The 25,853-nt window shown below is 72.5% G+C and carries 22 protein-coding genes and 1 riboswitch; of the genes, 12 read left to right on the top strand and 10 right to left on the bottom strand.

All coding sequences use genetic code 11. The features are described from left to right. Window positions 1-46 precede the first annotated feature (46 nt). The 3 genes from ACEZDE_RS21355 to ACEZDE_RS21345 all read left to right on the top strand — a co-directional run bounded on the left by ACEZDE_RS21355 (window position 47) and on the right by ACEZDE_RS21345 (window position 3,247). On the top strand, window positions 47-1,711 hold the full coding sequence (locus ACEZDE_RS21355; protein WP_380538185.1) for an NRAMP family divalent metal transporter: 1,665 nt from the start codon (window positions 47-49) through the stop codon (window positions 1,709-1,711). Between the two features lie 242 nt (window positions 1,712-1,953). Then, a riboswitch (cobalamin riboswitch) is annotated at window positions 1,954-2,076 on the top strand. Window positions 2,077-2,115: 39 nt separating this feature from the next. Beyond that, window positions 2,116-2,334: a CbtB domain-containing protein gene (locus tag ACEZDE_RS21350; RefSeq protein ID WP_380538183.1), complete on the top strand. Its 219-nt coding sequence runs from the start codon at window positions 2,116-2,118 to the stop codon at window positions 2,332-2,334. A gap of 31 nt (window positions 2,335-2,365) precedes the next feature. Further along, window positions 2,366-3,247 (top strand): CbtA family protein, encoded by an 882-nt coding sequence (locus ACEZDE_RS21345; RefSeq protein ID WP_380538181.1) that lies wholly within the window; start codon window positions 2,366-2,368, stop codon window positions 3,245-3,247. 135 nt (window positions 3,248-3,382) lie between these two features. Here the strand turns inward: ACEZDE_RS21345 and ACEZDE_RS21340 are convergent, their stop codons facing one another. Further along, window positions 3,383-3,880 (bottom strand): GNAT family N-acetyltransferase, encoded by a 498-nt coding sequence (locus ACEZDE_RS21340; protein ID WP_380538179.1) that lies wholly within the window; start codon window positions 3,878-3,880, stop codon window positions 3,383-3,385. A 236-nt stretch (window positions 3,881-4,116) separates the two neighbouring features. On the opposite strand from ACEZDE_RS21340, the gene ACEZDE_RS21335 reads away from it, so the two are divergent. From ACEZDE_RS21335 to ACEZDE_RS21315, 5 genes are all read left to right on the top strand, one after another. Then, window positions 4,117-4,734, top strand: coding sequence for a superoxide dismutase (locus ACEZDE_RS21335; RefSeq protein WP_380538177.1), 618 nt, complete (start codon window positions 4,117-4,119; stop codon window positions 4,732-4,734). Window positions 4,735-4,805: 71 nt separating this feature from the next. Next, window positions 4,806-5,810: an RNA polymerase subunit sigma-70 gene (locus ACEZDE_RS21330; RefSeq protein ID WP_380538175.1), complete on the top strand. Its 1,005-nt coding sequence runs from the start codon at window positions 4,806-4,808 to the stop codon at window positions 5,808-5,810. Then, a complete protein-coding gene (locus ACEZDE_RS21325; protein ID WP_380538173.1) occupies window positions 5,807-6,061 on the top strand; it encodes a hypothetical protein in 255 nt (84 codons plus the stop codon). Before ACEZDE_RS21330 ends, ACEZDE_RS21325 begins: the two co-directional genes overlap by 4 nt. A 94-nt stretch (window positions 6,062-6,155) precedes the next feature. After that, window positions 6,156-6,878 carry an SDR family NAD(P)-dependent oxidoreductase gene (locus tag ACEZDE_RS21320; protein ID WP_380538171.1) on the top strand — a complete coding sequence of 241 codons (723 nt, stop codon included), beginning with the start codon at window positions 6,156-6,158 and terminating at the stop codon, window positions 6,876-6,878. A 187-nt stretch (window positions 6,879-7,065) separates the two neighbouring features. Continuing rightward, the gene (locus ACEZDE_RS21315) at window positions 7,066-7,710 is read left to right on the top strand and encodes a peptidoglycan-binding domain-containing protein (protein ID WP_380538169.1); all 645 of its coding nucleotides are present in this window, start codon (window positions 7,066-7,068) and stop codon (window positions 7,708-7,710) included. A gap of 24 nt (window positions 7,711-7,734) precedes the next feature. Here ACEZDE_RS21315 and ACEZDE_RS21310 read toward each other — a convergent pair whose 3' ends face one another. The 5 genes from ACEZDE_RS21310 to katG form a co-directional block, all read right to left on the bottom strand. Further along, window positions 7,735-8,697: a hypothetical protein gene (locus ACEZDE_RS21310; RefSeq protein WP_380538167.1), complete on the bottom strand. Its 963-nt coding sequence runs from the start codon at window positions 8,695-8,697 to the stop codon at window positions 7,735-7,737. Further along, window positions 8,694-9,128 (bottom strand): hypothetical protein, encoded by a 435-nt coding sequence (locus ACEZDE_RS21305; protein ID WP_380538165.1) that lies wholly within the window; start codon window positions 9,126-9,128, stop codon window positions 8,694-8,696. The genes ACEZDE_RS21310 and ACEZDE_RS21305 overlap by 4 nt, the downstream gene beginning before the upstream one ends. Then, window positions 9,121-10,125: a hypothetical protein gene (locus tag ACEZDE_RS21300; RefSeq protein WP_380538163.1), complete on the bottom strand. Its 1,005-nt coding sequence runs from the start codon at window positions 10,123-10,125 to the stop codon at window positions 9,121-9,123. Before ACEZDE_RS21300 ends, ACEZDE_RS21305 begins: the two co-directional genes overlap by 8 nt. Before the next feature lies 1 nt (window position 10,126). Continuing rightward, complete coding sequence (locus ACEZDE_RS21295; protein WP_380538161.1) at window positions 10,127-10,810, bottom strand: WXG100-like domain-containing protein; 684 nt, start codon at window positions 10,808-10,810, stop codon at window positions 10,127-10,129. Window positions 10,811-11,023: 213 nt separating this feature from the next. Then, on the bottom strand, window positions 11,024-13,252 hold the full coding sequence (gene katG / locus ACEZDE_RS21290) for a catalase/peroxidase HPI (protein WP_380538159.1): 2,229 nt from the start codon (window positions 13,250-13,252) through the stop codon (window positions 11,024-11,026). Window positions 13,253-13,537: 285 nt separating this feature from the next. Here katG and ACEZDE_RS21285 point away from each other — a divergent pair, with 285 nt between their 5' ends. From ACEZDE_RS21285 to ACEZDE_RS21275, 3 genes are all read left to right on the top strand, one after another. Further along, window positions 13,538-13,966 (top strand): Fur family transcriptional regulator, encoded by a 429-nt coding sequence (locus tag ACEZDE_RS21285; protein WP_380538157.1) that lies wholly within the window; start codon window positions 13,538-13,540, stop codon window positions 13,964-13,966. Between the two features lie 171 nt (window positions 13,967-14,137). After that, window positions 14,138-16,267: a beta-galactosidase gene (locus ACEZDE_RS21280; RefSeq protein WP_380538155.1), complete on the top strand. Its 2,130-nt coding sequence runs from the start codon at window positions 14,138-14,140 to the stop codon at window positions 16,265-16,267. Window positions 16,268-16,331: 64 nt separating this feature from the next. After that, window positions 16,332-17,273: an SGNH/GDSL hydrolase family protein gene (locus tag ACEZDE_RS21275; protein WP_380538153.1), complete on the top strand. Its 942-nt coding sequence runs from the start codon at window positions 16,332-16,334 to the stop codon at window positions 17,271-17,273. A 35-nt stretch (window positions 17,274-17,308) separates the two neighbouring features. Here ACEZDE_RS21275 and ACEZDE_RS21270 read toward each other — a convergent pair whose 3' ends face one another. Next, on the bottom strand, window positions 17,309-17,860 hold the full coding sequence (locus ACEZDE_RS21270) for a hypothetical protein (RefSeq protein ID WP_380538151.1): 552 nt from the start codon (window positions 17,858-17,860) through the stop codon (window positions 17,309-17,311). A 173-nt stretch (window positions 17,861-18,033) separates the two neighbouring features. Between ACEZDE_RS21270 and ACEZDE_RS21265 the strand changes: the two genes are divergently transcribed. After that, entirely contained in the window at window positions 18,034-18,774 is a 741-nt protein-coding gene (locus ACEZDE_RS21265) for a Crp/Fnr family transcriptional regulator (RefSeq protein WP_380538150.1), read from the top strand. On the opposite strand, the gene ACEZDE_RS21260 is transcribed toward ACEZDE_RS21265, so the two are convergent. Genes ACEZDE_RS21260 through ACEZDE_RS21250 form a run of 3 tightly spaced genes read right to left on the bottom strand, consistent with a single transcriptional unit; the run spans window position 18,759 to window position 25,493 of the window. Beyond that, window positions 18,759-19,520, bottom strand: coding sequence for a hypothetical protein (locus ACEZDE_RS21260; protein WP_380538149.1), 762 nt, complete (start codon window positions 19,518-19,520; stop codon window positions 18,759-18,761). The two genes, ACEZDE_RS21265 and ACEZDE_RS21260, sit on opposite strands and share 16 nt — an antisense overlap. Further along, on the bottom strand, window positions 19,517-24,010 hold the full coding sequence (locus tag ACEZDE_RS21255) for a tetratricopeptide repeat protein (protein ID WP_380538147.1): 4,494 nt from the start codon (window positions 24,008-24,010) through the stop codon (window positions 19,517-19,519). Before ACEZDE_RS21255 ends, ACEZDE_RS21260 begins: the two co-directional genes overlap by 4 nt. Continuing rightward, window positions 24,003-25,493 (bottom strand): hypothetical protein, encoded by a 1,491-nt coding sequence (locus ACEZDE_RS21250; protein WP_380538145.1) that lies wholly within the window; start codon window positions 25,491-25,493, stop codon window positions 24,003-24,005. The genes ACEZDE_RS21255 and ACEZDE_RS21250 overlap by 8 nt, the downstream gene beginning before the upstream one ends. Window positions 25,494-25,853: the final 360 nt, after the last annotated feature.

Genomic DNA, 25,853 nt, shown 5'->3' with positions numbered 1-25,853 from the left:
CATGCCCTCCAGCACGGCCCCCACCGGGGCCAGGGAGGGGTTCATCATGACCACCACCACCGACACCACCGTCCGCACCGCGGTACTGGACGACGCGCACGTCGGCGATATCCACGGCGCGCTGGGCACGATCCGGCTGGGCGACCACGGTGAGCGCCGCGGCCTGTCCGCGAAGCTGAAGACCCTGCTGGCGATCGCCGGCCCCGGCCTGATCGTGATGGTCGGCGACAACGACGCCGGGGCCTTCGCCACGTACGGCCAGGCCGGGCAGAACTACGGCACCCACCTGCTGTGGACCCTGCTCCTGCTGGTCCCCGTCCTCTACGTCAACCAGGAGATGGTGCTGCGCCTCGGCGCGGTCACCGGAGTGGGCCACGCCCGGCTGATCCTGGAGCGCTTCGGCCGCTTCTGGGGCGCGTTCAGCGTGATCGACCTGTTCATCCTCAACGCCCTGACCCTGGTCACCGAGTTCATCGGGATCACCCTGGCCGCAGGCTACTTGGGGCTCCCCAAGGCCGCCTCGGTGGTGCTCGCCGCGGTAATCATCGTCGCCTCGGCGTTCACCGGGTCGTTCCGCCGCTTCGAGCGGATCGCGATGGTGCTGTGCGCGGGGTCGCTGCTGCTGGTCCCGGTCTCGTTCATGGTCCACCCGGCTGCCTCGCAGATGGCGCACGACTTCCTGGTGCCCACCATGCCCGGCGGCAGCGGGCAGGCAGCCACGGTGATGCTGCTGATCATCGGGATCGTGGGCACCACGGTCGCCCCTTGGCAGCTGTTCTTCCAGCAGTCCTACGTCATCGACAAGCGGATCACCCCGCGCTTCATGAAGTACGAGAAGGCCGACCTGTGGCTCGGCATCGCCGTCGTCGTCATCGGAGCCGCCGCCCTGATGGGCGCCGCTGCCGCTGCCTTCGCCGGTACCCACGGGGCCGGGAACTTCACCGACACCGCCGGACTCGCCCACGGCATCGCCGCGCACGCGGGACGGCTCGCCGGAGTGCTGTTCGCCATCGCCCTGCTGGACGCCTCGATCATCGGCGCGTTCGCGGTCTCCCTGTCCACCGCCTACGCCATCGGCGACGTCTTCGGGATCAAGCACTCGCTGCACCGCGGGGTCAGCGGGGCCAAGGGCTTCTACGCCGTCTACGCCGCCCTGGTCTGCCTGGCCGCGGTGATCGTTCTGCTGCCGGGATCGCCGCTGGGGCTGCTCACCGAGGGTGTGCAGACCCTGGCCGGGGTCCTGCTGCCGTCGGCCTCGGTGTTCCTGCTGCTGCTGTGCAACGACAAGCAGGTGCTGGGCCCGTGGGTGAACGGCCCGCGCACCAACGCCTTCACCGCCGCGGTGGTCGGCGTGCTGGTCACCCTGTCGGTGATCCTGACCGCCTCGGTGCTGTTCCCGCACATCGGCTCCGGCGCGATCCTCGACATCATGGCCGTCTGCGGCGCGGCGGGAGCGGTGGCGGCCGGATACGCCCTGGTCCGGCGGCGGGGCGGGGCGGGTGCCGGGGTCGAGGCCCCGGTCGAGGTCCTGGACGAGGTCCCGGTGGACCGCAGCGACCGCGACTCCTGGCGGATGCCCCCGCTGGAGACCCTGACCAGGCCGGTCATGGCGACCGGCCGCAAGATCGGGATGGGCGCGCTGCGCGGGTACCTCGCGGTGGCGATGGTCCTGGTGGTCATCAGGATCGTCGAGGTCGCGATCGGGCACTGACGCTAACGGCGGGGGAGCCGCGGCGGAGGAGCTGGGGCGGCAGAGCTGTGGTGGCGGCGTCGGAAGGTGCTGACCGCCACGGCGAGCCGTACCGGGAGAGGCCGAACCTGGCGGTCGCCTTCGCTGCCCAGCGGTTGACCTCGGGCCGGACCCGGAACAGGGCCCGGACCCGGCCGGTCGGGCTCGATCCGGCCCCGCGAAGTGCGGTCATGCCTGATTGACGCCCTGCCGGGGCGTCCGTACTCTCTGGGGCGTGTGACGGCCTGAGGAAGCTGGTGGAAATCCAGCACGGTCGCGCCACTGTGAGTCGAACGCCACCCGGGCGCTCGTCGAGTCAGACAGTCGGCCGTCGCAGCACTCCATTCGCTGAGGGACGCACGATCCCCGTTCAAGGAGGCTCTTCGGTGAGCAGTCTGTCCGCACCCCCCGCTGCCATATCCACCCCGGTCGTCCTGCCGGTTTCCAAGGCTGTGCTCTGGCTGGTCGGCACCGCGTTGATCGCATGCGCCGTCTACTACTTCATCGGCGTCGACCAGGGCGCCTACTCGGTGTTCGGCAACGACATGCACATCCATGAGTTCGTCCACGACTCCCGCCACTTCCTCGGCTTCCCCTGCCACTGACCTCTGAGCGGAAGCACGGACGGAACCCATCATGGAAAAACGACTCATCCTGCGCGGCATCATCGCCGGCGCGGTGGCCGGGCTGCTCGCCTTCGTCTTCGCGCGGATCCTCGCCGAACCGGTCATCAACACCGCCATCAACTACGAGAGCGCGCGCGACGCGGCCCAGGACGCCCTGGACAAGGCCGCGGGGCTGCCCATTCCGGACGCGGGCCCGGACATCTTCAGCCGGACCGTCCAGGCCAACATCGGCATCGGCGTCGGCATGGTGTTCTTCGGGATCGCCATGGGCGCGCTGTTCGCCGTCACCTACGCCATCTGCCTCGGACGGGTCGGCGCGTTGCGCCCGCGCAACCTCGCCCTGCTGGTCGCGGGCGGCGGCTTTCTCGGCGTCTACTTCGTGCCGTTCATCAAGTACCCGGCCAACCCGCCGTCCATCGGGCACCCGGACACCATCCACGACCGCGGCAACCTCTACCTGGTCATGGTGGCCTGCTCGGTGCTGTTCCTGATCGGAGCCGTGGTGCTGGGCAAGCGGCTGAAGCCGCGGTTCGGCAACTGGAACGCGACCCTGCTGGCGGGCGCCGCCTTTGTGGTGGCGATCGGCATCGTCATGGCGCTGCTGCCCTCGCTCGGTGAACTCTCGGCCAATGTCAAGGAGTTCGGCCACCACGCGACCGAGACGCCGTTGCCGCTGACCAACGCCAAGGGCGCCATCGTCTTCCCCGGCTTCCCGGCGGACACGCTGTTCTCGTTCCGGTTCTACTCCGTCGCCGCGCAGTTGCTGCTCTGGGGGACGCTGGCGCTGGTCTTCGGTCCGATGGCGGAGCGGCTGCTGCAGCCCAAGGCCGCCCCGGCGACGCCGTCGACCCCGTCGACCGCCCCGGCGGCGGAGGTCGGCAGCACGGTCTGACACCCGCGTCCTCCCTCGGGCCGGGCCGGGGTCGTGACTCTCCGTCAACAGGGGAGCGCGGCACCGGCCTTTGACGTCCCTCGGCCTTTGGTGTTCCCCGGCCTTGGTGTCCCCCGGCCGTTGGCCGTAGCGCATTCAGCAGGTCCGCTGATACTCGACCTGGTCGAGCGGCCTGCCGTCGCCGAAGTCCAGGACGCGGCAAGCGCCGGACTCGGTGAAGCCGCTCTTGACGTAGAAGCGGCGTGACTGCGGGGTGTCGCGCAGCGTCCACAGGTGCGCCCGGTGGAATCCGTCCTCGCCCAGGCGGTTCAGCGTCCCGGTCATCAGCGCGGCGGCGACGCCGCTGCCCCAGCCGTCGGGGTGGCCGTAGAAGCTGTGGATCTCGGCGAACCCCGGTCGGCTCCCGGACCGGTCGAACCAGGACATGGCCAGGGGGCGGCCGTCGAGCGCGGCGAGCAGGACCGTACCGGGCCCCTCGATGATCCGCCGGTGCCACCGGGTGCGCCTGCTCAGCACCGCGTGAGCGGCGAACTCCGGGTCGAACAGGGGCGCGTAGGCCGCTTCCCAGGCGGCGGCGTGGATCTCGCCCAGTGCGTCACCGTCGTCAGGGCGGGCCAGGCGGACGTCGATCATTCGGCGGTCTCCTCGGACGGAGGGGCGGGGTGGGCCTGGTCCGGTCCGGCGGGCGCCGGTGGGAAGACGGTCAGCAGGCACGCACAGCGGGGAGGCTGACGGCCGCCCCGCCCCGCAACACATCTTGCTGCACACTTGATGTTGTTGCAACTAGTTCGCAATAGTGGTGTCCGACGATCGGCAGTCGATCCCGATCCGATCCGATCCGTACCGCTTCGCGAGAGGGCACCCGAGCCATGGGCCAGTACAGCCTCCCCGACCTCCCTTACGACTACTCCGCCCTGGAACGCGCCATGACCGGCGAGATCCTGGAGCTGCACCACTCCAAGCACCACGCCGCCTACGTCAAGGGCGCCAACGACACCCTGGAGCAGCTCGCCGAGGCCCGCGACAAGGACACGCTCACCCCCGCCTCGCTGGTCGGCCTGGAGAAGACCCTGGCCTTCAACCTCTCCGGGCACGTGCTGCACTCGCTGTTCTGGAACAACCTCTCCCCGGACGGCGGCGACCGCCCCGACGGCGCGCTGGCGGACGCGATCACCGAGCACTTCGGCTCCTTCGAGGCCTTCAAGAAGCAGCTCACCCTCGCCACCACCGCTGTTCAGGGCAGCGGCTGGGGCATCCTCTCCTGGGAGCCCCTCGGCAAGCGCCTGATCGTCGAACAGGTCTACGACCACCACGGCAACGTCGGCCGGGGCAGCACCCCGCTGCTCGCCTTCGACGCCTGGGAGCACGCCTACTACCTGCAGTACAGGAACGTCCGCCCCGACTACGTCGGCAAGCTCTGGGACGTCGTCGACTGGGCCGACGTCAGCGCCCGCTACGCCAAGGCCGCAGGCAGCGCCACCGCCTGACCGGGCCGGACGCCGGGTCACCGATGAGTCAGAGGCCTCCCGCGCGTCACATCCATGTGGACGTATCAGGTGTGGAAGCGGCGCGCGCGGGAGACCAGGGCGCCTTCGAGCGGCTGGCCGAGCCGCACCGCCATGAGCTGCAGGTGCACTGCTACCGCATGCTCGGCTCGATCGAGGACGCCGAGGACGCGGTCCAGGAGACGTATCTGCGCGCGTGGGTCCGACTGGACAGCTACGCCGGGCGGGCGCCGTTCCGGGCGTGGCTGTACGGCATCGCGACCCACGCCTGCCTGGACGCGCTGCGCCGCCGCAAGGCCCGGGTGTGGCCGTCCGACCTCTCCGGGCCGGGCGACCCGCGCCGGGAACCGGCCCCGCCGGTCGAGCTGCCCTGGCTGCAGCCCTACCCCGACCTGCTGCTCGACGCGGCTGCTCCCGCCGACGCCGAGCCCGAGGCTCTGGTGACCTCCAAGGAGACCGTCGAGCTGGCCTTCCTGGCCTCGATCCAACGGCTGCCGGCCCGGCAGCGGGCGGTGCTGATCATGCGCGATGTGCTGGACTGGTCGGCCAAGGACACCGCCGCCTCGCTCGGGACGACCCCGGCGGCGGTGAACAGCGCGCTGCAACGTGCGCACGCGACCCTGGCCGACCATCTGCCGGCCGACCGGGCCGGATGGACGCCGAAGTCGAGCACGGCCGAGAAGTCCCTGCTCAAGCAGCTGATCACGGCCTGGGAGCGGTCGGACACCACCGCCCTGGTCGCGCTGTTGCGCGCCGACGCGCGGCTGGTCATGCCGCCGCGGCCGTCGTGGTTCTCCGGCCGCGACGACATCGCGGTGTTCTTCCGCGAGCACGTCTTCGCCGGGATGGGCGGCGGATGGCTGCTCCGGCCCACCGGGGCCAACCGGCAGCCCGCGGTCGCCGCGTACTGGCGGGCGCCAGGCGCGTCGGAGCACCGGCCGTTCGGGATCGCCGTGCTCGGTGTGCTCGGGGCCGACGACGGCGGCGGCATCGCGGAGTTCGCGATGTTCGCACAGCCGGAGCTGTTCCCGAGGTTCTCGCTGCCGAGTCGGCTGTGACCGACGGCTTCCGGGTCCGCACGCTCACGCTGCGGCCCGGCGAGGCGATCGACTACCGGGCGGCGGAGTGGAGCGGGGCTCTGGTGATCGTCGAACAGGGCGAGCTGGAGGTGGAGTGCGTCAGCGGGGTCCGGGCCTGCTTCGGCGAGGGCTCGGTGCTGACCTTCGCGGGGTTGGAGCTGCGTCGTCTGCACAGCACCGGCAGCGGCTGCCTGGTGGTCACCGGGCTGTCGCGCGAGCCGGTCCGCTGATCGGTCGAACTCGTCCGGCCCGTCGATGACTCGGGGCCCGGTGGTGCGTCACACAGGTGATCCCCATGCACGGAATTCATCGAAGGAGCTCGCCATGTCATACGCAGACAAGACCGTCCTGATCACCGGCGCCAACCGCGGCATCGGCCAGGCGCTGGTCACCGAAGCCCTCCGCAGGGGCGCTGAGCGCGTCTACGCCGGCACCCGACAGCCGCTGCGCCACCCGGACCGCCGGGTCACCCCGCTGATCATCGACGTGACCGACCCGGAGCAGGTCCGGGCGGCGGCCGAGGCCGTCGGGCCGCTCGACATCCTGGTCAACAACGCCGGTCTGGCGCTGGGCGACGACCTCGGCGACCCCGCCGCGCTGGAGCGGCACCTCGCCGTGAACCTGTTCGGCACGCACCGGATGATCCAGGCGTTCCTGCCGTCGCTGACCGCCTCCCGGGGCTCGATCGTCAATGTGCTCTCGGCGGCGTCGCTGGCCGCCGTGCCGGTGCTCCCGTCCTACTCGGTCTCCAAGGCCGCCGCGTTCTCGCTGACCCAGTCCCTGCGCGCGCTGCTGGCGGGGCAGGGGGTGAGCGTGCACGCCGTCCTCGCGGGGCCGGTGGACACCGACATGAGCCGGGACCTGCCCGTCCCCAAGGCCGCCCCCGGGACCGTCGCCCGTGCCGTCTTCGACGGGATGGACAACGGTGAGGAGGAGATCTTCCCCGACCCGATGACCGAGCCGATGGCGGCGGGCTGGCGCGTCGGCGCGGTCAAGGAACTGGAGCGGGCGAACGCCGCGCTGCTCGCCGCCCCGACCCTGACCTGAGCCGGTTCACGCTGCTGGGGCGGCGTCCCGCGCGATCGTCCCGGGACGGGGGGCTGTCGCAGGTCAGGGTGGGTGCCGTCCCAGGATGTCGGCAGAGCTCCGGGGGCCGTCGACAGTCGCGGGCCGGATGCCCGAGGCTCGCAACCGGCGGCCTTCCGGGCGTCCTGAGATCCAGGGGAGTTCTCCGATGTTCAAAGCGTTCAAAGCGGTTCTCGTCGGCGGCGCGGCTGCCGCGACGGTACTCGTCGCCACCCCGTCCGCGTGGGCGACACCGGCTCCGATCAGCTACCACAGCACGTCCTGCCCGAACAGCCTCACCTACAACGAGGACGACGGCTGCGTCGTCTACCTGCAGCAGATGCTCAACACCCTCGGCTTCGGCCTGAGCGTCGACGGCCAGTTCGGCGCCAACACCCTCTCCGCGGTGAAGTGGACGCAGACCAAGGCGCACCTGCAGGACAGCTCGGTGGGCGTGGACGGCCAGGTCGGCCCGGTCACCAAGGGCTGGATCGACAAGTTCTACGCCCAGTCGTCCCGGCAGCCCGGCCCCAGCAACGCCTGCAGCATCGTGCTCAACCCGTCCCCGACGAGCGGCGCGGGGGGCGCCAGCGCGACCATCGCCCAGATCAACAACTCGGCAACGTGCACCGGTTGGCTGGAGCGCTACAGCAACGGCAGCTGGTCGCAGGTGTCCGGGCAGCACACCATCGGCGGGCCCGGCCAGTGGGTGACCACGTATGTCTATGCCGACACGTCGACCGAGCTGGCCCGCGCGTGCGTGCACTACGTGGGCAGCGGGGTGAGCGGGACCACCTGCACCATCGGATTCTGACGCCTGGTCAGGAGAGGCGCCTGGTCAGGAGAGCGGCTCCGGTGCGGCGATCCGGCGGGTCTCCTCGGTGACCTCGCTGAGTTCGTTCACCGGAGCCTGCGCGCGCCAGGCGTGGCGGCCGGCGTCGAGGAGGCCCAACCGGGCGGCCTCCTCGGCGTTGCCGCTGGTCAGTGCCAGGGTAGCGATCCCGTCCCGGGTCGCCAGGACGTCGAAGCGGGCACCGCGCCAGGAGGCGAGCAGGCGGCGGTAGGAGACGTCGTCGCACAGCTCGAACTCCAGCCGACGGGACATCATCGTGCCGTCCTCGGCGGCCCGGTAGACGGTGGCCTCGCCCTGGTCCGGGCCGAAGTCGGCGAGATGGGGCGAGCCCTGGAAGGTGACCACGGGCCCCCGCGGGATGCTTCCCGCGGGGGCGGGCGCGACAGGCCCTGACGACAGCCCCGCCTGTTCGGCGGCGGGGAAGGCGTGCCACCCGGTGTAACGGCCGGGGTAGCGGGCCAGCGCCTGCTCCCAGCCCTCGGTGCCGTCCTCGGCGAGGTGCCAGAGCTCGGCGCCGACCGGGATCTCGGTCAACTCCAGCCAGTACTCGGGGACGGCGGCGGGCGCGTAGTCGGTGTAGCCGGTGCCGAGGAAGGGGTCGGGCAGCACCAGGGTGGAGCCGAGGCGGGCCGCGGCGGCGGCGGTCCGGCCGCCGAAGGACGCCTGGAACAGCGCGGGCCAGTGCGTCGGGAAGCGGAGCACGAACAGACCGTCGCCCGCGGGGAAGTCCGCCCCAGCGGTCTCGGTGGCCAGCCCGTGGTAGGCCCGCGCCGCCGCGCCCGAGTCGGCGGCCGCCACGTCCACCAGGCGCGAGCACAGCCCCCACGTCCGGTACGGCTCGAAGGCGCCGGGGACGGTGCTGTTGCCCAGGTAGCGCGCGGCGAGCTGCCGGGTGATCGGCAGTTGCACCAGGGTGCGGGGGGAGAGGCCGGGGGTGGTCGTGGTCATTCCGGGTGATCTGCCTTCCAGCGGGCGAGCAGGTCGTAGCGCGTCTCGGTGAGGTCGGTGACGTCTTCGAGCGGGAAGGTGCCCTCGTATTCGATGGCACCGGTCCTGACCAGGTAGGCGTCGGCGAAGGCCGCGCCCTTGGCGCCCTGGTAGTAGCCGTTGATCCGGCCGTTGCGGACGCCGCCGCTGGAGAACAGCTCGCCCTTCCAGCGGAAGGTCCAACTGGAGGAGTACCAGGAGGTGACCGACCGGGGGTCGACGGGGTGGCAGCCGGAGCGCCCGCGCGGGTCGGGCCCCAGGCCTTCCGGCGCAGGCTCGCCTTCGTCCACGCAGAGCGTGATCATCGGCGCACCGTCGTCCGACAGGGCCCGGTAGAGCCGCCCTCGGTACTCGACGAACCGTTCCGGCCCGTAGGAAGACGAACTAGCCATCGGTCTTGATCCACCTGTTCCCGTCGAAGTGAGCCGCAAGGGACTCCTTACCGTCCGAGGTCATTCTCCAGATCTCGGACCCGTCGGGGACCTTGGTGCGCACGGCGTCCCATTCGGGGATTCCGCCACCGGTGTACCCGGTCCCGGTGAACGGGTCCTGCCAGCCCCGGCCGGGGGTACTGGCTCCGGCCAGGTCGGCGACGTGCTGGGCGGCGGCCGAGTCTCCCACGGCGCCGAAGGTGGTGTCCGCCTTGAAGTCCTGCGGTGCGCGCAGACGCAACTGGTACGCCTCCGACGCCCCCTCGGGGACCGGGGACCAGCCCGCGCCCTTGTCGTCCAGGGCGAGGCCGTCGCGCAGATCGGACGGGGTGCTGAGACCGGCGGTGTCGGTGCCGCGGGCGACGGAGCCGCCGAACTGCGTTGCGTCGAAGTCGCGGCCGTTGGGCATGACCGTGGCGTTCTCCAGGTAGGACTTGGCGACGTCCGGTCCGAGCACCTTGGTGACCACCTGCCCGTCCGCGATCTTGATGCTGTTGCGGACGTCCACCACCTGCTGGATCTGTTCGTCCGTCAGGTCGTTGGTCGGGGAGGTGCGCAGTCGGTCGTGTTCGGCGCGGTCCAGGCCGCGGGCGTTCAGCTCCTGGTCGATCTGGGTGTTGAAGTCCGGCGAGTCGCGCAGCGCGTCCCGGCCCAGCTGGGGCGCCCCGGCGCCGGAGTCCAGGGCCTGGCTGATCCGGGAGGCTCCCGGACCCGCGGCCTGGCCGGGGATACCGCCGGACGGCTTCGGCGTGGTCAGCGGGTCGTCCTTGGGCATGGCGGACCGGAACGACTCGGCCAGCTCGCTCTCGTTGGCCGCGTGCTCGGCGAGGTTCTTGGTCCCCTTCTCCACCGCCGCGTCGACCACTCCGGCGTGCTTCTCGGCGATCTTCGGCAGCGACTTCTCCGCGTCCGCCCGCAGCGCCTCGAAGACCGCCTTCTCCTCTCCGCCCCCGGCCATCTCAGAAGGCCAGCCCGGCGACGCCGCCGCGCAGCACCTGCGCGTGGCCGCGGAGCGCCTCCGCGTGCCCGCTGAGCACCTGGAGATGTGCTCCGGCCGTGCCGTGGTCGAGGGAGAAGCCGTCGCCCGGCCCGCCGCCGTCGGAGCCGCTGGTCTGCGACCAGTCCAGGCCGGACATGGCGCTCTCGATCCGGGCGAAGAGGGGTTTGGCGGCGGCCTCGATGACCTCGCCCATGATGTGCTGGATGATCTGCTGCTTCAGGGTCTCCAGCAGCTTCTTCCCGGTTTCGATGATCACCGGGACGGCGGCCTCGGCCAGCCCGAGCGTGGCCACCGAGGCTGCCTGGTCGGCGACGAAGGTCGCCGCCATGGCGATCAGCTCCGCCAGCGCCTCGACCTTCTGGGCGATGATGTAGTCGGCCGCGATGTCGAGTGCCTCGGCGAGCACGCGGCAGCCCTCCAGCAGCTCTTGGACGTGCCGCTCGGAGAGCTGGGACCAGCCGGACTGCATCCGCCGGGTCGCCGTCCCCTGGTAGGCCTGGGCGAAGTCCGCTATCACGGCGGTGGCGTCCTGGTGGGTCTGCTGCACGGCCTGGCCGAAGTCGCGGACCATCCCGGCGAACCGGCGCACCTCGTCCTCGTTCAGGTACGGCCAGGGGACGCCGATGACATTGAGGAATGTCACGACCGGTCCCGGTAGATCGTCTACAGCCAAGATCCGCCCCCGTGTGCGCCGTCCCGCGTCTGGAAGAACTCGTGGTCATTCGTGGTCGGAGAGGGACTTTACCGGGAGCACCCCGGCCGGGTCGAAGGCGGGATGCCTTCGATCCGGCCGGGGTGCGTCGGATCAGCCGAGGGGTCCGCCGATCCGTTCAGCCGAACCGTTCAACCGGGCGGATCAGCCGAGGTCGAACCGGTCCAGGTCCATCACCTTGCTCCAGGCCGCGACGAAGTCGTTCACGAACTTCTCCTTGGCGTCGTCGCTCGCGTAGACCTCGGCCAGCGCGCGCAGCTCGGAGTTGGAGCCGAAGACCAGGTCGGCGCGGCTGCCGGTCCACTTGACCTGGCCGGAGGCGTCCCGGGCCTCGAAGGCGTTGGCGTCCGCGGACGTCGCCGTCCAGGTGGTGCCCAGGTCCAGCAGGTTGCTGAAGAAGTCGTTGGTCAGCACCCCGGGGGTGGCGGTGAGCACGCCCTGCGACGACTGCTGGTGGTTGGCGCCCAGTACCCGCAGGCCGCCGACCAGGACCGTCATCTCCGGGGCGGTCAGGGTCAGCAGGTTCGCCCGGTCGATCAGCAGGTACTCGGCCGGAAGCCGGGTGCCCTTGCCCAGGTAGTTGCGGAAGCCGTCGGCGTTGGGCTCCAGCGCGGCGAAGGACTCCACGTCGGTCTGCTCCTGCGAGGCGTCCACCCGGCCCGGGGCGAACGGCACCTGGACGGTGTGCCCGGCCTGCTCGGCGGCCTGCTCGACCGCCGCGGCGCCGGCGATCACGATCAGGTCGGCCAGCGAGACCGCCTTGCCGCCGCTCTGGCCGGCGTTGAAGGCCTCCTGGATGCCGGTCAGCGTGCGCAGCACGGTGGCCAACTGGTCGGGCTCGTTGACCTCCCAGCCGCGCTGCGGCTCCAGCCGGACCCGGGCGCCGTTGGCGCCGCCGCGCTTGTCGCTGCCGCGGAAGGACGAGGCCGAGGCCCAGGCGGCGGAGACCAGCTGGGGCACGGTCAGGCCGGAGGAGAGCACCTGGCCCTTGAGCGCGGCCACGTCCGCGGCGTCGACCAGCGGGTGCGTCACCGCGGGGAGCGGGTCCTGCCACAGCAGCACCTCGCTCGGGACCTCGGGGCCGAGGTAGCGCACGACCGGGCCCATGTCACGGTGGGTCAGCTTGTACCAGGCGCGGGCGAAGGCGTCGGCGAGCTGGTCCGGGTTCTCCAGGAAGCGGCGCGAGACCTGCTCGTAGGCGGGGTCGACGCGCAGCGCGAGGTCCGTGGTCAGCATGGTCGGGGCGTGGGTCTTGGAGGCGTCGTGGGCGTCGGGGACGGTGCCCGCGCCGGCGTTGGCCTTCGGCCGCCACTGGTTGGCCCCGGCCGGGCTCTTGAACAGCTCCCACTCGTAGCCGAAGAGGATCTCGAAGAAGCTGTTGTCCCAGGTCACCGGGGTGTTGGTCCAGATGCCCTCAAGGCCGCTGGTGATCGCGTCGCCGCCCTTGCCGGTGCCGAAGGCGTTCTTCCAGCCCAGGCCCTGCTGCTCCAGCGGGGCCGCCTCGGGGTCGTCGCCGACGTTGTCGGCCGGGCCCGCGCCGTGGGTCTTGCCGAAGGTGTGGCCGCCCGCGATCAGGGCCACCGTCTCCTCGTCGTTCATCGCCATCCGGCGGAAGGTCTCGCGGATGTCGCGGGCCGCCGCCAGCGGGTCCGGGTTGCCGTTGGGGCCTTCCGGGTTGACGTAGATGAGGCCCATCTGGACCGCGCCGAGGGGGTTCTCCAGCTCACGGTCGCCGGTGTAGCGCTCGTCGTCGAGCCAGGTGGTCTCGGGGCCCCAGTAGACGTCCTCGTCGGCCTCCCAGACGTCGGCCCGGCCGCCGCCGAAGCCGAAGGTGGTGAAGCCCATCGACTCCAGCGCGACATTGCCGGTGAGGATCATCAGGTCGGCCCAGGAGATGCTCTGGCCGTACTTCTTCTTGACCGGCCACAGCAGCCGCCGGGCCTTGTCGAGGTTGCCGTTGTCCGGCCAGCTGTTGAGCGGGGCGAAGCGCTGCTGCCCGGCCCCGGCGCCGCCGCGGCCGTCGCTGATCCGGTAGGTGCCCGCACTGTGCCAGGCCATCCGGATCATCAGCGGGCCGTAGTTGCCGAAGTCGGCGGGCCACCAGTCCTGCGAGTCCGTCAGCACGGCGGCGATGTCCTGCTTGACGGCGGCGAGGTCGAGGCTGTTGAACGCGGCGGCGTAGTCGAAGTCGGCGCCGAGCGGGTTGGCCGCCACCGGGTTCTTGGCGAGGATCTTCAGGTTGAGCCGGTCCGGCCACCACTGGCGGTTTCCGCCGCCCTGGGTCGGGTGCGGGGCGCGCCCGTGCACGACCGGGCAGCCACCGCTGCCCTCCGCTTTCGCGTCTACGACGATTGCATCATGGTTGTCAGACATCGGAATCCTTCCGGATGGGCGGATCGTGGCGCTGCGGATCATGGTGTTCAGGAACTGCGCGGCGGGGTGGAACGTCCTGGAGCGAGCCTAGGGCCCGCACGTTCGCGCATCCCGGAGGCGATCGCCTGGACACCGGGGCCGTCACGTCGCTGTCTCCTGCCGTACTGGAGTCTTCCTGTCCCTTGGCTCTCGCCAAAACCGATCCTACAATGGACAGAGTCTAAGTCAAGATAATCACCAAGAGCTGCGAACGAGTCTTACCGAGCCCGGACAGGGGAGCCCGATATGAGTGACCTTCTGCGGCGGCTGCGGGGACGCGGCTGGCGGATGACCTCGCAGCGGCGGGTCGTCGCCGAGGTCCTCGACGGCGACCACGTCCACCTCACCGCTGACGAGGTGCACGCCCGCGCGGCGGGGCGGCTGCCCGAGATATCCCGGGCCACGGTCTACAACACGCTGCGCGAGCTGGTCTCGCTGGGCGAGGTCGCCGAGGTCTCCACCGACGGCCGGGCCAAGCGCTACGACCCCAACGCGCATCACCCGCACCAGCACCTGGTCTGCTCCGGCTGCGGTACCGTCCGCGACGTCCGACCCACCCGCGACCCGCTGGCCGACCTCCCGGCGGGGGAGCGGTTCGGCTTCGCCGTGGCCGCGGTCGAGGTCACCTACCGCGGCCTGTGCCCGTCCTGCGCGGGTCGGCTGCCGCCGGGCTGAGCGGAGCTTCCCCCGGCGGGCCGCGGCCGGGCTGGGCGCGGAGCTTCCCCGGCGGGCCGCGGCCGGACTGAGCGTCGGGGTTCGGGTCGCCACCGGATTGAGCGCCGCGGTTCCCGGGCGGGTCGCCGTCGGTTCACCGGTGCGGGCGGGGACGGCACGTACCATCGCCGTGTGCCTGCTACCGAGCCTCCCTCCCCGCACCGCTGGCTGCGCCGACCGGACGGCGGCCGAGCGCCGCGGTTCGACTACGGCGCCGACTACAACCCGGAGCAGTGGCCCCGCGAGGTCTGGCAGGAGGACGTCCAGCTGATGCGGGAGGCCGGGGTCACCGTCGTCACGCTCGCGGTCTTCTCCTGGGCGCGGCTCCAACCCACGGCCGACAGCTGGGACTTCGCCTGGCTGGACGAGATCATGGACCTGCTGCACGCCAACGGCGTCTCCGTCGACCTGGCTACCGCCACCGCCTCCCCGCCACCGTGGCTGACGGCCCGTCACCCGGAGATCCTGCCGGTCACCCGCACCGGCGAGACCCTCTGGCCCGGCGCCCGCCAGCACTGGCGGCCGACCTCCCCGGTGTTCCGGGAGTACGCGCTCCGCCTGGTCGAGACCATGGCCACCCGCTACCGGGACCACCCGGCGCTGACCGCCTGGCACATCTCCAACGAGCTGGGCTGCCACAACGTCCACGACTACTCGGACGACGCCGCGCGGGCCTTCCGCGACTGGCTCCGGGCCCGCTACGGCAGCCTGGACGCGCTCAACCGGGCCTGGGCCACCTCCTTCTGGGCCCAGGTCTACAGCGACTGGGAGCAGATCCTGCCGCCCCGGCTCGCCGCCAGCCACCCCAACCCGACCCAGCAGCTGGACTTCCAGCGCTTCTCCTCCGACGCGCTCAAGGACTACCTGTGCGCCGAGCGGGAGGTGCTGCGCCGGATCACCCCGGAGATCCCGGTGACCACCAACTTCATGGTCATGGGGGAGACCAGGGCGATGAACTACCCGGGCTGGGCCGCCGAACTCGACTTCGTCTCCAACGACCACTACGCCAAGCCGGGCCCGCAGCGGCTCGACGAGCTCTCCTTCTCGGCCAACCTGACCAGCGCCCTCGCCCGGGGCCTGCCCTGGTACCTGATGGAGCACTCGCCCAGCGCGGTGAACTGGCGGGACGTCAACCCGGCCAAGCGCAAGGGCGAACTGGCCCGGGACGCGCTGCTGCACGTGGCGCACGGCGCGGACGCGGTCGCCTTCTTCCAGTGGCGCCAGTCCGCGGCCGGGGCCGAGATGTACCACGCAGCGATGGTCCCGCACGCCGGCCCGGACAGCGACGTCTTCCGCGCCTGTGCCGAACTGGGCCGCACTCTGGCCGCGTTGGCGCCGGTCGCCGGATCGGTGCGGGAACCGGCCCGCGCGGCCGTCCTGTTCGACTGGGAGTCCTGGTGGGCCGCCGAGCTGGACTCCCACCCCTCCGCCCAACTGCGGTACCGGCAGGAGGCATTGGACTGGTACTCGGCCTTCCTCGACCTCAGCGTCCGGGTCGACCTGGTCACCGCCGCGGCCGACCTGACCGGCTACGCCTTCGTGGTCGCGCCGGTGCTGCACCTGGTCCCGCAGCAACTGGCGGACCGGCTCGGCGCGTTCGTCGAAGGCGGGGGCCACCTGGTGACCACCTACTTCTCCGGGACGGTCGACCGGGACAACCACATCTGGCCCGGCGGCTACCCGGGCGCACTGCGGGAGCTGCTGGGCATCCGGGTGGAGGAGTTCGCCCCGCTGTTCCGCGGCGAGCAGGTGGAGTTGGACGACGGCAGCCGCGGCACGCTGTGGAGCGAGCGGGTGCAGACCACCGATCCGGCGGTGCGGGTGCTCGCCCGCTACAGCAGCGGCGAGCAGTCCGGCCATCCCGCCGTGACCCGGCGGCCGGTGCCGGGCGGCGGGTCGGCCGCCTATGTGTCCACCCGGCTCGGCCCGAAGGGCCTGGGCCCGCTCCTGGGACGGCTGTTGGCCGAGGGCGGGGTGTCCTCGGAACTCCCTGGCGACGCTCGCGGCCGGGTCGAGTTGACGGTGCGTCGGGCTGGGGGCGAGACCTTCTGGTTCCTGGTCAACCGCACCGACGAAGGGGTCGAACTGCCCTGGATCGCCGCCCCGGAGCGGGTGGAGTCGCAGGTGGCGGGGCGGCCGGAGGTACTGGCCCGGGTGCCCGTCGCGGCCGAGGGCGATCCGGCGCTGCCGCCGCGCGGCGTGCTGGTGCTGCGGCTGCGGGAATCCGAGGGTTTCTCCGCCGCGCCGCCGGGGGCAGACTGATGTAGTTGGGCAATACAAGCATGCTGGGGGTCGGTCATGGGGGTCGGTCATGTTGCGTGAACGGGTGGCACGGCGAACGGCGGCGGCGCTGGCCTACGGCGGGGCCGGGGTCGGACTGCTGGGAGTCGGCCTGGTCGGACTGCTGCTGGCCGAGGCGAAGCTCGCCGAGATCCAACTCGACGCGCTGAAGGGCGAGCCGCCACGCGCCGACGGCCTCTACGGACAGGACTTCGCCGGGCAGGACCTCGCCGGTCGGGACGCGCCCCCGCTGGCGATGGCGGTGCTGGGCGACTCCACCGCCGCCGGGTTCGGCGTGGACCGGGGCCGGGACACCCCCGGCGCGCTGCTGGCCGGGGGGATCGCCTCGATCGCCGAGCGCCCGGTGCGACTGCTCGTGGTCGCGGCGAACGGGGCCGCCTCCGACGACCTGGAACGGCAGACCCGGATCGTACTGGACGGGCGTCCGGCCCCGGACGTCGCGCTGATCATGGTCGGCGCCAATGACATCGCCCAGCGGATCACCACCGCCCAGTCGGTGCGGATGCTCGGTGACACGGTGCGGCAGCTCCGGGCGGCCGGGACCCAGGTGGTCGTCGGCACCTGCCCCGACCTGGGCGTGGTCCAGCCGATCCGCCCGCCGCTGCGAACCCTGGCCCGCCTGGCCAGCCACCGGCTCGCGGCGGCGCAGTCCCGCGTGGTGACCGCGAACGGCGGCCACAGCGTCGAGTTGGGCTCACTGCTCGGCCCGGAGTTCGCCCACAAGCCGCAGATGTTCGCCTCGGACCGCTACCACCCTTCGGTCCAGGGCTACTTGACCGCGGTGATGGCCCTGCTCCCGGCCATCTGCACCGCCCTGGCGATCTGGCCGAACGAGACGCCGCCGGTGGAGCGTCAGGCTGTTCCTCCTGTGCTGCTGCCCGACCGGGCCGGGGTCGGGGCCGGTACCAGAGTTGGTCGCATGGCCGCCCCGCGCCGAAGGGCCCGGCTGCAGCCGCACCGGGGGTGATCCCGTCGGCGCGGGTTCGGTCTCTGCTTTTCTGTTCAGAAGTCCCCGTCGCGGTCGGTCCGGGAGTCCGACGCCGGGCCGAAGGAGCGGATCCACGCGCCCGCGGAGGCGATCAGCTGCCAGCCGAGGCCGGACAGGCCCTCGGCGCGGAGGTCGGCGTAGAGGGCCTCGGAGACGATCAGGGTGAGTCCGCCGGGGCCCCCGGCCCCGTCCGCGGCTGCCCGGATCTCGCGGTCGCGGGCCAGCTCCCGGCTCCGGCCGGTGCCCGCGCCGCCGAGGCCGCCGTCCACCGCGCGGATGATGCCGACGTGCAGCACCAGCAGCACCGGACGCGACAGGTCGTGCCGCCGCCGGGAGACCTCCCGGCGCAGCACCCCGACCAGGTCCCGCATCAGCCCCAACTCGTCCACGCCCGGCGGTGCGACGCCGACCTCGATCCCGCCGCGTCCGTCCGTCGACACATACAGCCGGTCGAGCCGGCCGGACCGGCGGGCCGTGGCGAGCAGGCCGGGTGCGTCGGCGGCCAGCGCGACGCACAGCCGCCGCACCCCGGGCTCGGGCTCCGGCTCGGGCCTTGGCTCTGTCACGGAAGTCTCCCCCTCCGAGCTGCCGACGGATGTCGGCGTACTTCACTGTCGCCCGGATCCGGAACGCCCATCCAGTCCCAGTACGGGTTCGGCCCCACTGGCGACTCCCGTGTCGGACAATCGTTCTGACAGCTACTCAGACGGTGGACGACGTCGAAGGCGGGTCTGACAGCATGGACGGCAGAGAGCAGCCGAGGCCCGGAAGCACGCCCGGCCGCCGGGTCCGCGGTGACTGGGGCTGGCCGCCCGCGAGCATGCTGGGCAGCCTCGACGAGTCGGCCCGGAACCGGCTGCTGGCGCTCGGCGCGCTGACCCAGTACCCGGAGCCGGGACGGGTGTTGATGCGCGAGTCCGACCCGACCAGCTTTGTGCTGATCCTGCTGGACGGGGTGGTCAAGGTGACCGGGCAGACCCAGTCCGGGCGGGACGCGCTGCTGGCCGTCAGGATGGGCGGCGACCTGGTCGGCGAACTCACCGCGGTGGACGGCCAGGCCCGTTCGGCCACCGTCACCACCTGCGGAACGGTGGTGGCACGGGCAGTCGGCCAGGCCGACTTCCTGGACTGTCTGCGGCGCGAGCCGCGGATCGCACACGCGGTGAACCAGTCGGTGGTCACCAAGCTCAGGGAGGCCAACTCCCGGCAGATCGACTTCACCGGGAGCGACGCCCCGACCCGGCTGGCCCGGGTGCTGTACCAGATAGCCGAGAGCTACGGCGTGCGCAACGGTAACCGGGTGGAGATCCACTGGCCGCTCACCCAGCCGGAGTTGGCCGAGTTGGCCGGGGCGGCCGAGCCCACCGTGCACAAGGCGCTGCGGCAGCTGCGGGCCGCGGGGGTGGTCTCCACCGGGTACCGGACGGTGACGGTCAACGACCTGGAGCGGCTGAAGCGGATCGCCTATCCGGCGTCGTGAGCGGTGGTCGTGGGCGCGGTCGGCAGCGCGGTCGTGGGCGCGGTCGCGAGTTGCTGCCAGGAGGTGCGGACCGGCTCGTCGGCGAGGGCTCCGCGGAGCGCGGGCCAGGCGTCGCCGTCCGGAGCCAGGAGGAGTAGCCGGGCTCTGCGCCCGGCCTGGTGGAATGCGGCGTCGGAGAGCAGCCAGCCGAGGTGGTCGAGGCCTCGGGTGTCGGCGCGCTCGACCAGGACCAGCAGGTCGCTGTGGGCGGGCGGGACGCTGGCGGGCCGCGGGGCTGGGTGCGGGGCGGCGCGCTGGGCGGGGTGCCGGGCGGGGTGTCGGGTGGCGCGCTGGGCGGGGTGCGTCGGCACTGCGGCCAGGACGAGCCAGTCGGCTGTGGCCGAGTCGCGGGCGAAGTGGTTCGCGAGCGCGGTCGCGTGCGCCGGGTCCGGGCAGCTGAGCCAGCGTACGGACAGCAGCGGGACGGGGTCGTCGCGCCAGCGGATCAGGTCGGCGAGGGCTTCGGCGCTGCGCGTACTGGCGTTCCGCGCTTCGGTGTCTCGCGGGTTGGTGTCCGGCGTCCCGGCGTCCTGCGCTTCGGGGTCGCGCGTCTCGGCGCCGTCGGCTTCTGTCGGCGGCCAGGGGGTGAACAGGTGCCCCGGGGTGGGCTCGTCGAGCGTCTTGAGGTGCGCGCCGACCACGCCCACGGCGGTTCCGCCGTCCGCGGTGACATGCTGCTCGATCGTCGGTTCCACCGGCTCGCTCATCGGCCGCCGCTCCCGGCCTCGTTGTCGTCCGTCGGGGGGAGGGTTCTGCTGCGCAGCAGTGCGGTCAGGTCGGCGTGGATGGCCAGCACCGACCGGTGGCTCTCGGCGTAGCGTTCGGGATCGGCCTCGGCCAGGGCCTGGAACAGCTTCGCCGCCTCGGCGAACTCGTCCCGGGAGCGTGCGAGGTCGTCGCCCCGGAGCAGTCGCGACCACGCCGAGGCCACCAGCGAGGTGGCCACGCCGAGCCGGTCCGCGTCCGGGTGGCGGCGCTCCAGCCCGCGGAACGTTCCAGCTGCCCGCTCGAACACGGCGATGGCGTCCTGGTGCCGCCCGGCGGCGTGCAGCAGTCGGCCCAGGTGGTACTGCGCCTCGGCCAGTTCCGGTGCGTACAGGGCCGGTTCGGCGGCGGCCATGGCCTCACGCCAGTGCAGCGCTTCCTGGGCGAGGTGCAGCGCCTTGTCGGGCTCGCCGATCCAGGACAGTTCCTTGCTTGCCTTGAGCATCCGTCGGGCCAGTGCCGGAGCCTCGGCCGGAAACGACGCCGGCCGTGGCGCGCGGGCCTGTGCGCCCAGTCTGCTCAGCCTGATCTCCCAGCGGATCCGCTCGGCCTCCCGCGCAGCGGCGAACGCCTCCCGGCGGCGCTTGGCCTTGCGCAGCACCCCGCAGAGCCGCACCAGCGCGTTCGCCAACTCCGGGGCCGCGCCGTCCGGATCCTCCTCGGCGAGTCGGCGCAGCACCGCGACCGACTCCTGACTAATCGTCACAGCATCGTCATATCTGCTCAGTTGGACCAGAGCGAAGCTGACCAGCCACAGATCGTCGGCGAGATCGGACTCATACCTGCCCGGCTCGCGCTCGACCACGCGGCGCCTGACCGACAGCGCCTCCTCGGCGGCGGTCAGCGCGTCCCACTGGAGGCCCTGATCGGTCAGCATGGAGCCGAGGTTGGCCAGGGTGCGGGCCAACTGCGGCTCTTGGGCGCCGGGTTCGGCCGCCGCGAGAGCGCGGAACAGCCGAACGGACTCACGCAGCGTACTGAGGGCCTGTTCCGGCCGGCCCAGCTCGGCGAGGACCGGGGCGAGGTCGTTCAGGCCGTCGGCGAGATGGGACTCGAACGCGGCCGGGGTGTCCGCGGCCAGCTCCCGGTAGGCGGCCACGGCCCGCTCCAGGTGGGGCAGCGCCTCCCCGGGCCGCCGTAGAGCGGACAGCCGGTTGCCCAGGCTGAGATCGGCCTCGGCGGTCTTCCGCAGGGCGCTCCCGGGCCGGGCCGGGGCCAACCGGCGCCGGATCGAGGCGGCTTCCTCTGCTGGTGCGAGCGCCCGGTCCGGGTCGGTGCGGCCGAGCAGCACGCCCAGGTTGTGCAGGGCGTCGGCCAGGTGGGATGCGAACAATGCCGGGTGCCGGTCGGCCAGACCACGCAGCAGTCGCACGGCCTCCTCGGTGGCGGCGACTGCCTGCTGCCGTCGGCCCGCGTGAGTCAGTTGGCCGCCGAGCCCGGTCAGCGCCCAGGCCAGCGCCGGTTCGTACTCGTCCGGGCTGGTGGCGGCGCAGAGCCGGTAGTGTTCGACGCTCTCCTCCGCTGCCGCGAAGGCCTCGTCGTTCCGGCCGAGTCGGCCCAGCCAGGGCGCGAGGTTCCCCAGGCTGTGTGCAAGGCCGGCCTGAAACGCGGACCTGGAACGGGCGTTCAGCCGACGGGTGATCCGTACGGCCTCCTCTCCGGCCGCGACGGCGGGCTCGTACCGGCCGCGGTCGGCCAGTCGGACAGCGAGGGCGTTCAGCGCGGCGGCGAGGGCGGGCTCGTGTGCGGCCGGGTGGACCGCGGCGTATTCGCGGGCCGTCGCCACCGCCTCCTCGGCGCAGGCCAGGGCCTCTTCGTGGGCGCCGGTCCGCCCCAGCACACCGGCCAGGTTGGTGAGCGCCCCGGCGAGGCTCGGCTCGAACAGGGCCGGGTTGATCCGGACGAGCCGACGGAGGATCTCCACGGCCTCCCGGGCGATGGCGGAGGCCTCCTGCCACTGCCCGGCGTCGCTCAGCACCACGGCACGGTTCATCAGCGACCGGGCGAGATCCGGCTCGTAGCGGGCAGGGGCCGATTCGGCGAGTCGACGCAGCAGCGCAAGCGCCTCCTCCTCGGCGGCCAGCGCGTCGCCGACCTCGCCCAGCCGGGACAGCACGGCGGAGAGGTTGTGCAGCGACCGGGCCAGCCCGGCCCGGTCGTACGGGTCGTCCGACCGGGCGGCTGTCCGCCAGACGTCGACGGCCCGGCGGGTGACCCTCGCCGCCGCCTCGGCGCCGCCCGCTTGGGCCAGTTGGGCGCCGAACAGCTGCAACGCCTGGCCGTGGTCGGCTTGGTGGCGCTCCGTGTCGGCCTCGGCGAGGCGGCGCCAGAGTTCCTCGGCCTCCTTGGCGGGTTGCAGCGCCTCGTCCTGTGCTCCGAGCGCGGAGAGGTTGGTGCTGAGCAGGCCGAGGCACCCGGCGAGGTCGGCGTCGAAGCGGCCTGGGTCTGCATCCGCCAGCGGGCGCAGTAGGTCCAGCGCCCGAAGGGTGTTGGCGTGGGAGTCGTCGTAGCGGGCGGCGAAGTGCTGGCGCATCGCGAGCCGTTGATACAGTCCGGCGCGGGTCTCGGGGTCCTCGGTGAGCGTGAGTTGATGCTTCGTCAGGCGAAGGGTGACCGCTTCGATGCCGATGTCCAGGTCGAGTTGACGACTGAGCGGGCAGCGGGCGTCGACTGCCTCCAGTACCGCCGGATCGACGTCGGGGACGGCGGCCAGCGCGCTGAGCGCGGCGCTGCCCGCGTCCAGGGCGAGCTGCGGATCGTCGGCCAGCAGCGGATACAGGCAAGCGGGCCCGAGGTGCGGCCAGCGCTCGGCCGCTGCTGCCAGCAGCAGGACGGTCCGGCCGGTCCAGGGCGCGGCGGCGCGGTCGTCGCCCCGGCGGGCCAGCACGGCCGTCGCGGTCGGCGCGGCCCAGGGCTGGGCCGGGTAGGCCGCCGAGTGCTCCGGGACGGTCAGGGCGACGAAGTCCTCGGCCAGCCGGTCGGGGTAGAGGGGCTCCAGGACGCTGCCGGTGGTCCGGTCGGCCGGTGGGTAGCAGAAGGCATGGTCGTCGAGGACCGGGTTCGGATCCGAACTCGGATCCGGGTTCGGGTTCGAGTCCGGGCCGGGTGTCGCTCCGGTCAGCAGCGCGGCGCCGGTGGCGCGCGGAACCGCGCCGGTGAGCGTGGCGACGAAGACGGCACGGTTCATCACGGGGGAGGGGGTGGAGTAGGCGCGGGGGGTGGGGGCGGCGCTGGGGCCGGTGGTGTTGGCGCTGGTGGCCGGGTTTGTGGTGCGGGTGGCGCGGGTGTGCAGCAGTTCCCAGTGCTTGCGTTCGCGGTCGAGCAGATAGAGCGTCAGATCGGCTGTGCCGCTGGGCGGGCGGCGGCCGGAGGCGTGGGCGTCGACGGCGACCAGGGCGGTCATCTGGATCGCCAGGGTGAGGCCCAGGTCCGGGTGGTCGAGGGGTCCCGGCGGTTGGACCGCGGTCGGGTCCACCGTGCCGTAGCAGTCGGCGAAGGCGTCGCGGGCGGCCCGGAACATCGCGTCCCGGTAGCCGGGCCGGTCGGGCAGCGGGGTGAGTAAGTGCTCACTCACGCTGATGCCGTACTCGGCGAGGGCCGCGTCCAGGCCGGGGAGGGCGTCGGCGGTGCGTGCCAGCAGCAGGATCCGGGTCGGGATCGCGCCGCGCCGGATGAGCGTGTTGGTCAGCAGCGCCAGCAGATGCGTCCGTGGCCAGCGGTCGGCGTAGTCGACGATCACCAGCAGGCCGGTGGTCCCGGCGGTCCGCAGGTCATGGCTGCCGGGCCGACCGAGCACGGTACCGAGGGCGTGTGTCGCGGTGACCACGGTCCAGCCGGCCGCCGCGGACTGGGCGGCGAACTCGGCCGCCAGCCGGGTCTTGCCCTGACCACCGGGGGCATGCAGCCAGCGCGCGGAGGTTGCTTCGGCGGGAGTGGGAGTGGGAGTGGGAGTGGGGGTGGGGGCGGCCGTCCCGGCAGCCGTTGCGGTGTCCGCCGAGGCGTCCGTCGCTCCGGCCATCCCGACGTCCGCCGAGGCAGCAGCCGGGCCGCCCGCCCTCGCGTCCGCCGCAGCGCCCGCGCTTGCTGCTCCGTCGGACCCGGGGCCTGCGTCCGCCGCTCCGTCGGTCCTGATCCCGGCGCCCGCCTCCACGTCCGCCTCGGGGCCCTGGTCGCCGTCGCGCCAGGCGCGTAGCGTGGCCAACTCCCGCTCGCGGCCGGTGAAACGGACCACGGCGAAGCGGCTGTTGAGCATCCGGCTGGGCAGTTCGCGCAGCCAGCCCGGGTCGGCGGACGGGCTCGGCCGCCAGGCCTCCAGCAGATACAGCGGCATGCCGTCCCGGGTGAGGAGGATGTCGGCGCCGATCGTCGCGTAGGCGTAGCCCGCGGTTGCGGTGACGTCCTGGCTGACCTGCGGAGGGAGCCGCTCAGTCATCGGCGGAGCCGTCGTGCGGCCGAGCCCGCTCGGGTGGGCCGGCGGCCTCGGCGCAGGGGGTCCAGCGGTTGTAGATGCTGCCGTTGACCACGCCCTGCGAGCTGGAGCCCGGCGCGGACGCGGTGATGTGCTGGACGATCCGCTCCGGCTGCGACCGCTGCTGCTCCCGGTTCAGGTGCACGGCGAGTTCCTCCAGCGGGCCGCGGCACTCGGGGTAGTCGCGCAGCAGCGCGGAGAGCTCCAGCGCCCACAGCCCGAGCAACGCCAGCCGTGCGGCGTCGGGCTGCGCGGCGGTCCGCACCAGGGCGGCGTTGCCGTCCAGTTGGTCGGCGAGGGCGGCGCGGCGGGGATGGTTCGCACGGTCGAGCAGGGCGACCAGGCCGAGCCTGGCCGCGGCCCAGGCGTCGGTGCCCATCGCGCCGAGGAGCGCCTGTCCGGCGGACCGCGCCCGCTGGTCGATCTCGGCGTCACTCAGCGGGTACGGCTGGGACCGCGCCAAGGCTCCCTCGGCCGCGACCTTGCCAGCCGCGACCTTGCCAGCCGCGACCTCGCCGGTTGTGGCCTCGCCAGCCGCGGCCTCGCCAGCCGCGACCTTGCCGGTCGTGGCACCGCTGATTGCCGCCTCGGCGCCCGTCACGCCACCCGCCGTCACCGCATCGCCCGTCACTCCACCCGCCGCCGCGCCAGTCACTCCCCCCGCCACCTCCACCTCCCGCGGCTTCGCTTCCGCCGGGAAGACCTGGTGGTCCGGGAAGTACAGCCATGCCTCCGTCGTGGTCTCCTTGACGCTGACGGTGACCCGGTGGAACGCCTCGGGCTCGATCCCCGGATAGCCGTGCGGCACCGCGTCGTCGTACACCGGTCGGGACAGGATCACCGCGACCGTCGCGTCCGGTACCGCCGCCAGCGCCCCGCGCAGCGGCCCGCAGTCCAGCAGCCGGGCCACCACCTCCAGCGGTCTGCCGGTCATCCCGCCCGGCCCGTGGTGGAGTTCGCCCGCGTGCAGCGCCATCCGGACCCGGATGCGGGTGGCCGGGCCCGCCAGCCGGTTGTGTGCGCGCAGCCTCGCCGCCAGTTGGTGGGCCAGCGGATGGACCAGCCGGGCCTTGGGGACCTCGGCCGGGACGATCAGCCGCAGGCCGTCGCCCAGATCCTTGAGGCGGCAGGCGTGCCAGGCGATTCCGCTCTCGCCGACGGCCTGCTCCACCGCGCCGAACAGCGCCTCGCGCAGCAGCAGCGAGGGCGTGTTGCCGCGCCCGCCGGACTGTTCGACGTCGATGTCCATGACCGTGCTGTATTCCAGGCCGGGGTACATGATCCACTCCTCGGTGCGGGAGCGCGGTCGTCGGCCGCCGGGAACCGCGACGCTCTGGACGAAACGGTCGCCCGCCCCACCCGTCCCGGTCAAGCCCGCCGCCCGCCCGAGCCCGGCGGCGGGGTCGACGCCGGGGTCGACGCCGGTGCATTCGGATCTCCCCCTCACCCGAACGAACCGTCACCCCGCCCCCGCCGACCGCCGCAGCCCACCCGCCGCCGGGCCCGGTGCGCACCCTCCACACTGCCCGCGACACGGAACGGCCAACTCGTCGAAATACGGGAACCCGGCAATTTTCCGAGCGAGTTTCCGCTACTCCCGGAGAATCCCCAAGAACATCCCAACTCCCTTGCAAAAAAGCAGAACTGACGGGGTGCAGTATTCTGGGAAATCTTCCCCGGGGTGCTCGCGCGCGCCTATCCTGAGGCCAACGACGGCTGGGGGGAACACCAGTGAACGATGCGGTTCTGGCAATCGATTTCGGCACCTCGACGTCATCCGCAGCAATCGTCGCGGGCGGCGAGACGA

Origin of the sequence: Streptacidiphilus cavernicola (assembly GCF_042510955.1) — a bacterium.
GTDB classification, from domain to species: Bacteria; Actinomycetota; Actinomycetes; order Streptomycetales; family Streptomycetaceae; genus Streptacidiphilus; species Streptacidiphilus cavernicola.
This window is presented reverse-complemented; position numbering and strand designations above follow the sequence as displayed.

What these genes read in the sequence shown, in the direction of transcription:
- ACEZDE_RS21355 (WP_380538185.1), top strand. Translation starts at nt 47, where the DNA reads ATGACCACCACCACCGACACCACCGTCCGCACCGCGGTACTGGACGAC.
- ACEZDE_RS21345 (WP_380538181.1), top strand. Translation starts at nt 2,366, where the DNA reads ATGGAAAAACGACTCATCCTGCGCGGCATCATCGCCGGCGCGGTGGCC.
- ACEZDE_RS21340 (WP_380538179.1), bottom strand. Translation starts at nt 3,880, where the DNA reads ATGATCGACGTCCGCCTGGCCCGCCCTGACGACGGTGACGCACTGGGC.
- ACEZDE_RS21335 (WP_380538177.1), top strand. Translation starts at nt 4,117, where the DNA reads ATGGGCCAGTACAGCCTCCCCGACCTCCCTTACGACTACTCCGCCCTG.
- ACEZDE_RS21320 (WP_380538171.1), top strand. Translation starts at nt 6,156, where the DNA reads ATGTCATACGCAGACAAGACCGTCCTGATCACCGGCGCCAACCGCGGC.
- ACEZDE_RS21315 (WP_380538169.1), top strand. Translation starts at nt 7,066, where the DNA reads ATGTTCAAAGCGTTCAAAGCGGTTCTCGTCGGCGGCGCGGCTGCCGCG.
- ACEZDE_RS21310 (WP_380538167.1), bottom strand. Translation starts at nt 8,697, where the DNA reads ATGACCACGACCACCCCCGGCCTCTCCCCCCGCACCCTGGTGCAACTG.
- ACEZDE_RS21305 (WP_380538165.1), bottom strand. Translation starts at nt 9,128, where the DNA reads ATGGCTAGTTCGTCTTCCTACGGGCCGGAACGGTTCGTCGAGTACCGA.
- ACEZDE_RS21300 (WP_380538163.1), bottom strand. Translation starts at nt 10,125, where the DNA reads ATGGCCGGGGGCGGAGAGGAGAAGGCGGTCTTCGAGGCGCTGCGGGCG.
- katG (WP_380538159.1), bottom strand. Translation starts at nt 13,252, where the DNA reads ATGTCTGACAACCATGATGCAATCGTCGTAGACGCGAAAGCGGAGGGC.
- ACEZDE_RS21285 (WP_380538157.1), top strand. Translation starts at nt 13,538, where the DNA reads ATGAGTGACCTTCTGCGGCGGCTGCGGGGACGCGGCTGGCGGATGACC.
- ACEZDE_RS21265 (WP_380538150.1), top strand. Translation starts at nt 18,034, where the DNA reads ATGGACGGCAGAGAGCAGCCGAGGCCCGGAAGCACGCCCGGCCGCCGG.
- ACEZDE_RS21260 (WP_380538149.1), bottom strand. Translation starts at nt 19,520, where the DNA reads ATGAGCGAGCCGGTGGAACCGACGATCGAGCAGCATGTCACCGCGGAC.
- ACEZDE_RS21255 (WP_380538147.1), bottom strand. Translation starts at nt 24,010, where the DNA reads ATGACTGAGCGGCTCCCTCCGCAGGTCAGCCAGGACGTCACCGCAACC.